Annotated in this window: 15 protein-coding genes; 8 read left to right on the top strand and 7 right to left on the bottom strand. The window is 73.8% G+C overall.

Translation table 11 applies throughout. The features are described from left to right. The gene (locus QFZ71_RS03910) at positions 1-246 is read left to right on the top strand and encodes a hypothetical protein (protein ID WP_307666847.1); all 246 of its coding nucleotides are present in this window, start codon (positions 1-3) and stop codon (positions 244-246) included. A 101-nt stretch (positions 247-347) separates the two neighbouring features. Here QFZ71_RS03910 and QFZ71_RS03905 read toward each other — a convergent pair whose 3' ends face one another. Further along, entirely contained in the window at positions 348-1205 is an 858-nt protein-coding gene (locus QFZ71_RS03905; RefSeq protein WP_307666846.1) for a 3-hydroxybutyryl-CoA dehydrogenase, read from the bottom strand. A 235-nt stretch (positions 1206-1440) separates the two neighbouring features. On the opposite strand from QFZ71_RS03905, the gene QFZ71_RS03900 reads away from it, so the two are divergent. Next, positions 1441-2706, top strand: a complete 1266-nt coding sequence (locus tag QFZ71_RS03900) for a glycoside hydrolase family 10 protein (RefSeq protein WP_307666845.1) — start codon at positions 1441-1443, stop codon at positions 2704-2706. Between the two features lie 53 nt (positions 2707-2759). Here QFZ71_RS03900 and QFZ71_RS03895 read toward each other — a convergent pair whose 3' ends face one another. Beyond that, the gene (locus QFZ71_RS03895) at positions 2760-2972 is read right to left on the bottom strand and encodes a DUF1918 domain-containing protein (protein ID WP_307666844.1); all 213 of its coding nucleotides are present in this window, start codon (positions 2970-2972) and stop codon (positions 2760-2762) included. Positions 2973-3039: 67 nt separating this feature from the next. Then, on the bottom strand, positions 3040-4098 hold the full coding sequence (locus QFZ71_RS03890) for a DMT family transporter (protein ID WP_307666843.1): 1059 nt from the start codon (positions 4096-4098) through the stop codon (positions 3040-3042). Between QFZ71_RS03890 and QFZ71_RS03885 the strand changes: the two genes are divergently transcribed. The 4 genes from QFZ71_RS03885 to QFZ71_RS03870 all read left to right on the top strand — a co-directional run bounded on the left by QFZ71_RS03885 (position 4097) and on the right by QFZ71_RS03870 (position 7514). After that, positions 4097-5551, top strand: a complete 1455-nt coding sequence (locus QFZ71_RS03885) for a PLP-dependent aminotransferase family protein (RefSeq protein WP_307666842.1) — start codon at positions 4097-4099, stop codon at positions 5549-5551. The two genes, QFZ71_RS03890 and QFZ71_RS03885, sit on opposite strands and share 2 nt — an antisense overlap. Before the next feature lie 62 nt (positions 5552-5613). Further along, positions 5614-6189 carry a histidine phosphatase family protein gene (locus QFZ71_RS03880; protein ID WP_307666841.1) on the top strand — a complete coding sequence of 192 codons (576 nt, stop codon included), beginning with the start codon at positions 5614-5616 and terminating at the stop codon, positions 6187-6189. Between the two features lie 97 nt (positions 6190-6286). Further along, the gene (locus QFZ71_RS03875; protein WP_307666840.1) at positions 6287-6784 is read left to right on the top strand and encodes a peptidylprolyl isomerase; all 498 of its coding nucleotides are present in this window, start codon (positions 6287-6289) and stop codon (positions 6782-6784) included. Between the two features lie 190 nt (positions 6785-6974). Beyond that, entirely contained in the window at positions 6975-7514 is a 540-nt protein-coding gene (locus QFZ71_RS03870) for a hypothetical protein (protein ID WP_307666839.1), read from the top strand. Positions 7515-7722: 208 nt separating this feature from the next. On the opposite strand, the gene QFZ71_RS03865 is transcribed toward QFZ71_RS03870, so the two are convergent. After that, a complete protein-coding gene (locus QFZ71_RS03865) occupies positions 7723-8127 on the bottom strand; it encodes a DUF5997 family protein (RefSeq protein ID WP_307666838.1) in 405 nt (134 codons plus the stop codon). A 58-nt stretch (positions 8128-8185) separates the two neighbouring features. Between QFZ71_RS03865 and QFZ71_RS03860 the strand changes: the two genes are divergently transcribed. Further along, a complete protein-coding gene (locus tag QFZ71_RS03860) occupies positions 8186-8995 on the top strand; it encodes a LysR family transcriptional regulator substrate-binding protein (protein WP_307666837.1) in 810 nt (269 codons plus the stop codon). A 111-nt stretch (positions 8996-9106) separates the two neighbouring features. Further along, positions 9107-10510 (top strand): hypothetical protein, encoded by a 1404-nt coding sequence (locus QFZ71_RS03855; protein ID WP_307666836.1) that lies wholly within the window; start codon positions 9107-9109, stop codon positions 10508-10510. Here the strand turns inward: QFZ71_RS03855 and QFZ71_RS03850 are convergent. From QFZ71_RS03850 to QFZ71_RS03840, 3 genes are all read right to left on the bottom strand, one after another. Beyond that, complete coding sequence (locus QFZ71_RS03850) at positions 10421-11416, bottom strand: MerR family transcriptional regulator (RefSeq protein ID WP_307666835.1); 996 nt, start codon at positions 11414-11416, stop codon at positions 10421-10423. The two genes, QFZ71_RS03855 and QFZ71_RS03850, sit on opposite strands and share 90 nt — an antisense overlap. Positions 11417-11419: 3 nt before the next feature. Next, positions 11420-12100 carry a HEAT repeat domain-containing protein gene (locus QFZ71_RS03845; protein WP_307671332.1) on the bottom strand — a complete coding sequence of 227 codons (681 nt, stop codon included), beginning with the start codon at positions 12098-12100 and terminating at the stop codon, positions 11420-11422. A gap of 73 nt (positions 12101-12173) precedes the next feature. Further along, entirely contained in the window at positions 12174-12782 is a 609-nt protein-coding gene (locus QFZ71_RS03840; RefSeq protein WP_307666834.1) for a GPP34 family phosphoprotein, read from the bottom strand. Between the last annotated feature and the right edge of the window lie 105 nt (positions 12783-12887).

Below are 12887 nucleotides of genomic sequence, written 5' to 3'. Positions count from 1 at the left end.
ATGCGATTCCTTATCCGGGCCGACCGTGACATGGCCGTGGTGTTCGAGCCCACAGCGGAGGAGGTTTCTCTGAAGCCGGGCGAGACCCTCACCGTGGAGTGGTTCGCCGAGAAGACGGACGGGATGGTCTCGCTGGAGGAGGGAGACCTCGTCGTGTCGGCCCCGAGCGGCGGATACACGCGCGTCTGGGGATCCGACGGGACGGAAATCTACGTCGGCCCCGACTCGGGCAGCGACGCACGCTGATCACCACCCGTGCCGGTGGGCGGTGGACGTCCGGCTGACCGTGGGTGGGCTCCGAGGTCTTCGGAGCCCACCCACCGGCGTGTGCGGCGCAGCTGGCAGGGTCAGTAGGCGTAGAAGCCCGACCCCGTCTTGCGGCCGAGGCGGCCCGCGTCGACCATGCGCTGGAGCAGCGGGGGAGCGGCGTACAGCGGCTCCTTGTACTCGGCGTACATGGAGTCCGCGACCGAGGCGACGGTGTCCAGACCGATGAGGTCGGCCAGCTTGAGCGGGCCCATCGGGTGGGCGCAGCCCATCTCCATGCCGTTGTCGATGTCCTCGCGGCTGGCGATACCCGACTCGAACATCCGGATCGCGGAGAGCAGGTACGGGATCAGCAGCGCGTTCACGACGAACCCGGACCGGTCCTGGGCGCGGATCGGGTGCTTGCCGAGCACGTCCTGGACGACGGCCTCGGCGCGCGCGATCGTCTCGTCCGAGGTGGTCAGTGCCGGGATCAGCTCGACGAGCTTCTGCACCGGGGCCGGGTTGAAGAAGTGGATGCCGATGACCCGGTCCGGGCGCGAGGTGGCGACGGCCAGCTTCACCAGCGGGATCGAGGAGGTGTTGGAGGCCAGGATCGCGTCCTGCCGGGTCACCACCTGGTCGAGCACCTGGAAGATCTCGGTCTTGACCTGCTCGTTCTCCACGACGGCCTCGATGACGAGATCGCGGTCGGCGAACTCCCCGAGGTCGGTGGTGAAGCTCAGCCGGCCCAGCGTCTCGTCCCGCTCCTCCGCCGTGATCTTGCCGCGTTCGGCGGCCTTCGACAGGGAGTTGTGCAGACGGGTGCGGCCGATCTCCAGAGCTTCGCCGGTGGTCTCGGCGACCTTCACTTCGAGGCCGCTGCGCGCGCACACCTCCGCGATACCTGCGCCCATCTGGCCGCAGCCCACCACTCCGACGCGTGCAATGTCGGCCATAAGGTCCGTCACCTCGTGCCTTTCGCTGATCTCCGTATCGCAGGGTCCCGTGTGATTCCGGTGCCCGCCTCGACCCCACGACGTTACTCCGCACCGCGACCCGGACGGCCCGCGGGTCACGACCGCTACGGATGGGAAGGATGCGGTTACGTAGAGCCAGTCCGATCAGATGCGGGATCACGGTGGAGAGAGGTGGGCCAGGATGCGGCGAACGGGCTTGGCGAGGAGGGCGTTCGTGCTGAGTGCGGCCGGGCTGCTGGCGGCGATGACGACGGCGGGAGAAGCGGCCGCCTCCCCGGTGGAGAGAAGGAGAGGCGGCGGCCTGCCGGGGGCGGCGGCGGGTCAGGTGCGCGGCATGTGGATCGCCACGGTCGCCAACATCGACTGGCCGTCCAAGCCGGGGCTCACGGCGGCCCGGCAGCAGTCCGAACTGCTCGCGTACCTGGACCGGGCGGTCGAGCTGCGGCTCAACACGGTGGTGCTCCAGGTCCGGCCGACCGCCGACGCCCTGTGGCCCTCCCCCCACGAGCCGTGGGCCGCCTGTCTCACCGGCACGCAGGGCAGGGATCCGGGCTGGGACCCGCTGGGCACGGCGGTGTGCGCGGCGCACGACCGGGGCCTGGAACTGCATGCCTGGTTCAACCCCTACCGGGTGGCGAACCACACGGACCCGTCCCGTCTGGTGCCCTCCCACCCGGCCCGCAAGCACCCGGACTGGGTCGTACCGTACGGCGGGAAGCTCTACTACAATCCGGGTCTCCCTGAGGTCCGCCGCTTCGTCCAGGACGCGATGCTGGACGCCGTGCGCCGCTACGACATCGACGCGGTGCACTGGGACGACTATTTCTACCCGTACCCGGTGGCCGGGCAGACCTTCGACGACGACGCCGAGTTCGAGCGGTACGGGGGCGGGTTCGCCGGCCGGGCGGCCTGGCGGCGCGACAACATCGACCGGCTCGTCCGCGAGACGGGCGAGCGCATCCGGGCGGTCAAGCCGCACGTCCGCTTCGGTATCAGCCCCTTCGCGGTCTGGCGCAACGCGGCGACCGACCCGAAGGGCTCGGACACCCGCGCCGGCGTGCAGACCTACGACGACCTCTACGCCGACACCCGTAAATGGGTCAGGAAGGGATGGATCGACTACATCTGCCCGCAGATCTACTGGCACATCGGGCAGAGCGCGGCCGACTACGCCAAGGTCCTCGCCTGGTGGAGCCGGACGGTGCGGGGGACCGGCGTCGATCTGTACGTGGGCGAGGCGCTGTACAAGGCGGGCGACCCGGCCCAGGCGGAGGCGTGGCAGGACCCGGCGGAGCTGTCCCGCCACCTCACCCTCGGCAAGGACCACAAGGAGGTGGGCGGCCACATCTACTTCTCCGGCAGGAGCGTGATGACGGACCGGATCGGCGCGATGCGACGCGTGGTGGCCGACCACTACAGGGACCGCGTCCGGCGCCTCCCGGACCGGGGGAACGCGTATCCGCGGCGGGGCCGGTCGTAGCGGTCTGCGGGGCCGGGGTCCGGGCGGCCGCCCGGACCCCGGCCCCGTCGTTCCTATCGCTGTCGCCCGTCCTCCTCCGGCGTCTCGCGGTGCTGGACGACGCTGTCGGGGCCGGGTGACATCAGGGATTCATGGCCGTCGTCGAACCGGAGCCGGTACGGGGGAGTGCCCCCGTCGCCGAGCACTTCGACGATCTCCGCGACCCGGTCGTGCCGCCCCACGGTCCTGCCGTGCGTCAGCAGCCGGTCGCCCTTGTGTGCCTCCATCGGGAGCGACCTCCTCACAGGGAGAGGCGGGACCCGTCGGACGAAGACGGTGCCCGTGTCGACAAGTCTATGACTGTGCGGTCCGGGATTCGCGCGTCTGTGGCCGTACGGTCGGGGATTCGCGCGCTGCGCGGCGGCCGGCCCGCTGGGTGGCGGCGATGCAGACCAGGACGGCCACCGCCGCGACCGGGGCCGCGGCCGAGATCTCCTCACCGAGCAGGAGGAAGGACCACACGAGCGTCAGCAGGGGCTGGGCGAGCTGGAGCTGGCTGGCGCGGGCCACGCCGATCGCCGCCATGCCCCGGTACCAGACGTACAGCCCGAGGAAGGTCGATCCGGCGGCCACCCAGACCAGGCCGACGACGCCGTGCGCGGTCAGGCGGACCGGTTCGAACGGCAGCGCCACCAGGCTGCCCACGACCCCGAGCGGCAGGCACAGGAGCAGCGCCCAGCCGATCACCTGCCAGCCGGGCATCACCCGCGCCAGCCGGCCGCCCTCGGTGTACCCGGCCGCGCACACCAGCAGTGCGCCGAACAGGTACAGGTCGCCGGAGGCCAGGGCCCCGCCGCTCTCCCGCACGGTGAAGACGATCACCACGGCCGCCCCGGCCAGCGCCGCGCCCCAGAACAGCCGCGAGGGCCGTTCGCCGGTCCGCAGGGCCCCCAGCACCGCCGTGGTCAGCGGCAGCAGGCCCACGACCACGGCCGCGTGCGAGGTGGTGGAGGTCTGCAGGGCCAGCGTCGTCAGCAGCGGGAACCCCACCACGACCCCGCCCCCGACGACGGCGAGCCCCGCCCAGTGGCGGCGGGCGGGCAACGGTACGCGGGCGGCCAGCAGCACGCCGCCCGCCACCAGGGCGGCGAGCACGCTGCGCAGCGCCACCAGTGACCAGGGGCCGAAACTCTCCAGCCCCCACGCCGTGGCCGGGAAGGTGAGCGAGAAGGCCACGACGCCGAGCCCGGCGAGAACGGTGCCGCTCCGGCCGCCCACCGGCCCGTTCCCGGCCGCCGCCGACGCGCTCGTCCGGGGAGCCGCAGAAGCGGCGACCGGGGCGCTGGACGGTTCGGTCGGCGACTCGACGACCGCTATCGATGAAGGTGCGGTAGCGCTATCCTGTGCTCTCATGCAAGAGCGTAGCAGCGTTGCCGAACTGGTCACTTCCTTGCGGGCCGAGCTCAACCGCTACTCCCCAGGTGGAAAGCTCCCGTCCAGTCGGGCCCTCGTCGAACGGTTCCGGGTCAGCCCCGTCACCGTCTCCCGTGCCATCGCCCAGCTCGCCGCCGAAGGGCTCGTCACCACCCGCCCCGGCTCCGGCGCCTTCCGGGCCCACCCCCGCACCGCGCTGCCCGCCCCGGGCGACACGTCCTGGCAGGAGGTGTCGCTGAGCGGCGACGGCGGGCCCGAGGTGGTGCCGCGTACGGTCGATGCCTCCGGGGTGCTGGTCACGCTCTCCGCACCACCCCCCGGCGTCATCGAATTCAACGGCGGCTACCTCCACGCCTCGCTCCAGCCCGAGCGCGCGCTCTCCGCCGCGCTGGCCCGCGCGGGCCGCAGACCGGGTGCCTGGGGCCGCCCGCCGACCGATGGCCTGCCCGAACTGCGGTCCTGGTTCGCCCGCGAGATCGGCCCCGCCGTCTCCGGCGCCGACGTCCTGATCACCGCGGGCGGCCAGAGCGCGCTGGCCACCGCGCTGCGCGCGCTCGCCCCGCCCGGCGCCCCGGTGCTCGTGGAGTCGCCCACCTACCCCGGCATGCTCGCCGCCGCCCGCGCCACCGGGCTGCGCCCCGTACCCGTCCCGATGGACGCCGACGGGGTCCGCCCCGAACTGCTCGCCGCCGCCTTCCGGGCCACCGGTGCGCGGGTCTTCGTCACCCAGCCGCTCTTCCAGAACCCCACCGGAGCCACCCTCGCACCCGCCCGCCGCCCGGAGGTCCTGGCCATCGCCCGTGCGGCCGGGGCGTTCGTGGTCGAGGACGACTTCGCCCGGCGGCTCGTCCACGACGACGCCGGACCGCTCCCGGCACCGCTGGCCGCCGACGATCCCGAGGGTGTCGTCGTCCACGTGTGCTCGCTGACCAAGGTGACCTCGCCCAGCCTGCGGGTCGGCGCGCTGGCCGCGCGGGGGCCGGTGCTGGAGCGCCTGCGGGCCATCCAGGTCGTCGACAGCTTCTTCGTGCCCCGGCCGCTCCAGGAAGCCGCGCTGGAACTCGTCGGCGCACCGTCCTGGGGCCGCCACCTGGCTGCCGTCGCCACCGAGCTGCGCCACCGCCGTACAGCCATGGCGACCGCCCTGGCCGCCCGGCTCCCGCAGTTCACGCTGCCGCACCTCCCGGCGGGCGGCGGCAGCCTCTGGCTCCGGCTGCCGGGAGGTGGCGCGGGAACCCGGACCGACGAGCCGGCCGTCGTCTCGGCCGCCCTGCGCGCCTCGGTCGCCATCGCCCCCGGCCGCCCCTACTTCTGCGCCGAACCCCCGGCCGGACACGTCCGCCTGAGCTTCGCCGCGGTCTCCGGAGCGGGCGAGATCGCGGAGGGCGTCCGCCGTCTCCGTACCGCCTTCGACGGGCTGCCGGGTGGCTGAACGACGTGTTCCGGCCCGCAGGCCCTCTTGACCAAACAGGCGTTCGGCCCCACGATCCCGCCATGACGCTTCGGGTCACCCTGGTGGCAGCGGCACGCGGCTCCTCCCGATCGGCCGAACGCTTCGACGACGACCGGCCGCTCGACGAGGACGGCCGGCACGAGGTGCGGTTCGTCGCCCACGCGCTCGTCCCGCTCGGCGCGGCCGAGCTGCGCTACTGCTCGCCCACCCCGCGCAGCCGGGCGACCGGGAACGCCCTCGGGTTCGCGCCCATGGCCCAGCCGGCGCTGCGCGACTGGGACATGGGGCGCTGGCGCGGGCTCACTCCGGGCGAGGTGACCGCCCGCGAACCGGCCGCGGTCGACCGCTGGCTCGCCGACCCGCGCAGCGCCCCGCACGGTGGCGAGACCATGCTCGAATTCATCGGGCGGGTCGGGGGCTGGCTCGACACCCGCCCCGCCGACGGCACCCTCGCCGTCGCCGTCGCCGAACCCGCGGTGATCCGCGCCGCCCTCGTCTACGCCCTGAACGCCCCGCCCTCCGCGTACTGGAACGTCGAGGTGCGCCCCCTGTCCACCCTCACCCTGACGGGCCCGCCCGGCCGCTGGAGCCTGTGCCTGGAGACGGGCGTCCACTGAGCCGGCAGCGAACGCGAGGGGAAGGAAACCGGACATCCCGACGTGCCGACCCCACCCGGGTTTCGCCTGCGGTTGCCAGGAATGTGAGGATGTCACCATGACAACCAAGGTCTACTTCGACATCACCATCGACGACGCGCCCGCCGGGCGGATCACGTTCAACCTGTTCGACGACGTCGTCCCCAAGACGACGGAGAACTTCCGCGCGCTCGCCACCGGCGAGAAGGGCTTCGGCTACGCCGGCTCGTCGTTCCACCGCGTCATCACGGACTTCATGCTCCAGGGCGGCGACTTCACCCGCGGCGACGGCACCGGCGGCAAGAGCATCTACGGCGAGAAGTTCGCCGACGAGAACTTCACGCTCAAGCACGACCGCGTGGGCCTCCTCTCGATGGCCAACGCCGGCCCGAACACGAACGGCTCGCAGTTCTTCATCACCACGGTGCTCACCCCGTGGCTGGACGGCAAGCACGTGGTCTTCGGCGAGGTCGCCGACGAGGACAGCATGGCCCTGGTCCGCAAGATCGAGGCGCTCGGCTCCTCCAGCGGCCGCACCCGCGCCAAGGTCACCATCGCCGAGTCCGGCGTTCTCTGACCGACCCTCCCGACCGGTCCGTGACCGGTCCGGTTCCCCCACGGGCCCGTGGCAGGAACGCTCCTCCCGCGTACGTGCACGCGGCGGGGGAGCGGACCGGCCGCGGGCCCGCGGCATGCGCCCGTCCGAACCCCTGACACCGGCCCCGCGTTCGGGCAGAATTCGAGGGTCCACGACGGGGGGAACGGCGATGCGACGCACCGAGGCCGCACGGGAACTGGGCGGATTCGTCCGCGAACACCGCACCGACGGCGGCCGGCGCTTACGGACGGCCGGCGCTCTGGTGGCCACCGGGATCGTCGGCCTCGCCTTCGGCGTCCCCGTGACCGTCGCCTCGATCGGCACCACCGACGGCGCACCCGAACTGGCGGGGCTGCTGCTCGGCGTGGGGCTGATCGGGCTGGGACTCGGGGTGTGGCGGCTGACGCAGGCGCTCCGCACCCGCGACCAGTGCTTCGACGTGCACGAGCGGGGGCTGACCCACCGGGTCGCGGGTCACGCCACCTTGATCCCCTGGACGGACATCGAGAGGATCGGCTCCGCCACGGCCGACGACGGACGCCCCCTGGCCGAGGCGCGGGGCATGGGCCTCCGCTTCACCCTCTGCCTGCGCGACGGCCGGACGATCACGGTGGACACCTTCACCGAGGACGCTCGGGAGCTGGCCGGGACCATCCACCGCGCGGTGGACCTGGGCGAGCTGCCGAGGGGCCGGGGCCACCGCCCCTGACGACGGCCCGCCGCGCCGCCGGCGGAGAAGCCGCCGAACAGCGGGCGGCCGCGGACGCACCCGCCATGGACAGCGGACGCACCGGCCACGGACAGCCGACCGAGGCCGGGCGGCTGGGCGCGTCCGGCTGCGGGCAGGCCCTCTTCCCGGCGGTCCGGGGCCCCCGCTCGGCGGACCGGGCCTCTGCCGGGTGGGCCGCCGATCGCCCCTACTGCTGGTCGCCGCCGGACCGCGCGGCCCGCTCGGCGTTGCGCTCCTTGATGCGGGCGGCCTCCTTGCGCACCTCCGCCTGGGTTTCGCGCTCCTTGCGCAGCCACTCGGGCATCTCGTCCTTCAGTGCGTCGATCTGCTCGGTGGTGAGCGGCTCGGTGACCCCGCCGCGGGCGAGCCCCGCGATGGAGATGCCGAGCTTCGCGGCGACGACCGGGCGGGGGTGCGGACCGGTGCGGCGCAGTTCCACGAGCCAGGCGGGCGGGTCGGTCTGGAGGGCGTTCAGCTCGGTGCGGGAGACGGCACCCTCCTGGAACTCGGCGGGGGTGGCCTGGAGGTACACACCCAGCTTCTTCGCCGCCGTGGCGGGCTTCATGGTCTGGGCGGTCTTGTGCGACGTCATGGGTCCAGGGTATCGACCATGGGACATACCTCCGACCACCGACCGGTAGCCTGGCTCCGTGACAGGCTCGGACATTCCCTCATCCTTCAGGCTCGCCTACGTCCCCGGCGTGACGCCCACCAAGTGGGTGAGGGTCTGGCAGGAGCGGCTGCCCCACACCCCCCTGGAACTCGTCCAGGCCACCGCGGCCGACGCCACGGGACTGCTGGTGGACGGCGCCGCCGACGCCGGTCTCGTACGGCTGCCGGTCGACCGGAGCGTCCTGAGCGCGATCCCCCTCTACACCGAGACGACCGTCGTCGTGATCCCCAAGGACCACGTGGCGACCGCCGCGGAGGAGGTGTCGCTCGACGAGCTGTCCGACGAGATCGTGCTGCACCCGCTGGACGACGTCCTCGGCTGGGAGACCCTGCCCGGCCGCCCGGCCTTCGAGCGCCCGGCGACGACGGCGGACGCGGTCGAGCTGGTGGCGGCGGGCGTGGGCGTCCTGCTCGTCCCGCAGTCACTGGCCCGCCTCCACCACCGCAAGGACCTCACCTACCGGCCGGTCCGGGAAGCCCCCGAGTCGCGGGTCGCGCTGTCCTGGCCCGAGGCGGAGACCACCCCCGACCTGGTGGAGGAGTTCATCGGGATCGTCCGGGGGCGCACCGTCAACAGCACCCGCGGCCGCATGACCGCCGACCGGCAGCGCCCCACGGAGAAGGCCAAGGACAAGGCCAAGGACAAGCGTGCCGGCGGGTCGGGCGGCGCCCGGCAGAAGCCGGCGGCGGGCGGCCGGTCCGGCAAGCGCACGGCCGGCCGGAGCGGTCAGGGCGGCAAGCACACGGGCGGCCCCGGCGGCAAGCGCGGGAAGCCGCGCGGCCGGTAGCAACCGAGCGGCCGGGGCCCGCGGTCCCGGCCGGGGCGCCCCCGGAACGCCACCCCGCGCCGGTTCACTCGTTGATGGGGCGACCGCCGTACACAGGGGAGCGCCCGTCCGATGCCGAACATCCGCAGAACCCAGCACCTCGGCCTCGCCGGGATGCTGATCGTCGCCACAGCCTTCGCCGGGCTCCAGCTGACCGCGGTGACGGGACGCGCCTCGCCCGACACGAAGAACTACCTCTCCTACGCCCTGAGCCTCAGCGGCGAGAACCGTGCCGAGGCGGGCCGCCGGGCCATCGCCTATTCGTGCGCGAGCGGGCAGCACGCGCCCCTGCGCACGATCCCCTGGACCAGCAGGAAGCCGGCGGGGGAGAGCGAGGAGCGGTGCGTACGCCGGCTGAACGACTCGGTCGCGTACTGGACCCGGCAGGGCAACACGTCCGGGATGACCGCGCCCTTCGCCAACCAGCGGTTCATGGCCATCTTCGAGGCCAGGCCGGGCTACCCGCTGTTCCTGGTCCCCTTCGTGAGTGTCCTCGGCGCGACGTGGGGGCTCTGGCTGGCCGGTCTCCTCGTCGCCCTGGCCGGCAGCGTCTGCGTCCTGCTCACCCTCCGCGCGGCGGGTGCTTCCCGGCGCGCCGGCCTGGCCGGGCAGGCGCTGTACCTCGCCCTGCCCACCGGCACCGTCGCGATGAACCCCCTGAGCGACGGACTCTCCCTGGCACTCGGCACGGCGGTCGTCCTCGGCTGCACGCTGCTGCTGCGGGAACGGCCCCACGGGTCCGGTACGGGCGGGGGGCTGTGGGGGGACACCGGTGCGGGCGCACGGCGGCGGGCGGGTGCGGCAGGGGCCCGTACCGGCCTGGCACTCGTCGTGGGCGGGTTCGCCCTGATGTTCCTCGTCCGCTACTCGCAGGCGCTCCTGCTGGCGGCCGCTCTGGCGGGTGTCCTCCTGATCCGGGCGGCGTGGCTGCACCGGAAGGGGCGCCGGCCCGCACCCGTGCTCCGCGCGGCCGCACTGTGCGGCGTGCTGGCGGGGCTCGTCCACGCGGGGGCGCATCTGCTGTCCTGGCCGATGGGCCAGGACAGCGCCCAGGACCTGCTGACCCACCACTACCAGCGCCCCGACCGGGCCGACCCCTGGCCCGAGTTCTTCGCTCAGGAGCGAGTCTTCTGGTCGGCCTGGCTCCGGCACCAGGCGACCCACCCGGTCCTGCCCGTCCTGCTCGCGCTCTCGGCCCTGGCCCTGCTCAAGCGGCGCTCCGCGGTGCTGCCGGTAGCCGTGGCTGCCGGGGCGGCGGGCCTGCTCAACCAGGCGGGCCACCCCAACCTGGACCAGCTGCTCGGCCACCGCCTCATCGTGTTCGTCTGGCTGCTGCCCGTCCTGGCGGTGCCGCTGCTCCTGGACCGGCCGCGGCCCGAGGGAGCCTCACCGCTCCCCGCGCAGCTGAAGAAGGTAGGCGGCGGTCAGCGCGACGGCACGGTCCGCGTCGCCCAGCAGGCCGGCGAGGGCGCGTGAGGCCGTAGCTCCCGCGATGCCCGCCAGCGCCTGGGTCAACCGCCCGCGCGCGGGGGCCCCGGTGGTGTCCTCGCCCAGACGGTCGACGAGGAGGGACGCGATCCGGTCCGATGCGGCGTCGTCGCCGGCCAGGACGCTCAACGCGTCGGCCGCATCGGTGTCGTTGCGGCCGTCCGCGATCAGTTCGACGAGCGCAGGGGCCGCCGCCGTCTCGCCCCGCGCCCCGAGCGTCAGGGCCGCGTGGCCGCGGACCACGGCGTCGGGACTCGTGAGGGCGTCCCGCAGCACGGCGTCCGCCTCCTTTCCGGGCAGCTCGGAAAGGGCCCGTACGGCACGTTCCCGTACGGCCGCCGCCGGGGAGCCGAGCCCCTCGGCCAGCGGTGCCGTCCCGCCGCCCGATCGTGCCAGGGCCCACTGGAGGGCACCGGCGACACACGGGTCGTCCTCCCCGAGCACCGCCTCGGCCAGCACCTCGGCCGGAACCTCGTCGACCGAGGCCAGGGCGGCACGGTGGCGGGCGGCGGCGTTCTCGTCCCCGAGGGCCCGCAGGACGGCGAGGACCCGCAGGACCTCCTCCCAGCCGGCCGGCTCCCGCGCCCGGACCCGGTGCAGCCGGGCGAGCAGCTCGGTCTCCGCCGCGATGCGTTCGCGCGTACGGCGGATGAGGTCGTCGACGAGCGCCGAAGGCGTGAAGCCGGGCTCGTCCAGGGCGCGTCCGATCTCCCGCAGCGAGAGCCCCATCGCCCGCAGGCTCTCGATGTGGAAGATCCGCCGGATGTCCTCACCGGAGTACTCGCGGTAGCCGGAACCGGTGCGGCCGGAGGGCCGCACCAGCCCGAGCGACTCGTAGTGCCGGAGCATGCGGGCGCTGACACCGGACCGCCGGGCGACCTCACCGATCAGCACGCGCTACGCCCCCTTCCCGCCGCCGCCCGCCCCGCCGAGGGCCACGACGCGCTTCGCCTCCTCCAGCGCGAGGGCGAATCCGGTGTCCGGTTCGCGCCCCAGCCGCTCGGTGGCGAGCGCGTGCGCGCGTACGGCCGGGTCGGAGGCGCGCTTCGCGGTGTCCAGGGCCGGTGCCATCGCGCAGCCCAGGGCGATCAGCGCCCGGCTGAGGCTCAGCCGCGTCTCGCGCCCACCGCGCCCGAGCTGCGTCACGAGCACCGCTGCCAACGCCGCCTCCTCCCCTTCCGGTACGAGCAGGACCGCCGTCCGCCAGGCGCTCCGCGCCACCTCGTCGTCGGCGTCGGTCAGCAGGGCCCGGCCGATCGCCGGCCACGCCCGGCGGTCCCCCACCTTGGACAGGGTGTGCAGCGCCTGGCTCCGTGCCTGCGCACGCTCCGAGCGGACCTCGACGAGCAGCCGGGGCAGGATGTCGTCGACCGGATGCCGGGTGAGCGCCCAGGTGAGCATGTCGCGGACGAAGAACTCCGGCTCGACCGCGCACCGTTCGACCAGTTCCTCCACCACACGCGGGTCCGGCGCCGAGCCGGCCGCCAGAGCGGCGCGCAGCCGCACCGACGCGTTCTCGTCCCGCAACGCCCGCAGGGCCCCTGCCTCGTCCGTTCCGTGCCGTCCCGTGACCGTCATCGAGACCACCTCCTCGGCGGCCAGTGAACGGCTTGTCACCGTGTCAAGGTCAAACACGGGCGGCGGCCCTCGCTCAGGGGCCCCGCCAGACGTTGGCGAAAGCGGTGTTCTCGATGGTCCGCCTCTGCCGTACGGCCTCCAGCTCCATCACCGCCTCATGGACGGTGGCGACCACGGTGGTCACCGTCTCGTCGCCGAGGCCGGGCTCGTCGTCCTCGGACCGCTCCCCGCCGAGCCCCACGGCAGACGCGAGGGAGGCCAGCACGGGATCGCCCTCCTCCCGGCGGGCCACGGCCCGGCGGCGGGCGGGCGTGTCCGCCGCCTCCATCTCCTTCGGGCCGAAGGGCAGCAGACCGCTCCGCTTCCGCGTGAGATCGCCGTCCTCCTCCAGCGCCTTCTGGTAGGCGGCCGCAAGATCCCGGCCCCGGCGCCACAGCCAGTCCTCGACCCGCTCGTAGGGCGGCTGCCGGGTGAGTCCCGCCGCTGCCGCGGCGAGCAGCCGGTCGTCCGGCACCGGTGACCCGCCCGGCACGACGAGATCGCCGTCCACGGTGACGGTCCCCGCGGCCAGGAGGTCGAGCAGTTCGGCCCCGGCGAGCGCGAGGGAGAGGTCGCCCTGTCCCACCGGCCGCTCCGGCGCCGGGTCCATCGCGATGATGAACAGGTCTTTCGCCGTGGTCATGAACGGCTCCCCTCGAAGGCATCGACGCATTCGGCACGGACGCGCCCCCGGCCGGACCGCCCGGCGGGGCGCCGGTCCGGGAGCGAGTGACTGCTGCGACCAGTA

The organism is Streptomyces sp. V2I9 (assembly GCF_030817475.1).
Lineage (GTDB): Bacteria > Actinomycetota > Actinomycetes > Streptomycetales > Streptomycetaceae > Streptomyces.
The sequence above is the reverse complement of the archived record's forward strand: the minus strand, read 5'-3'. Positions and strand labels throughout refer to the sequence as shown.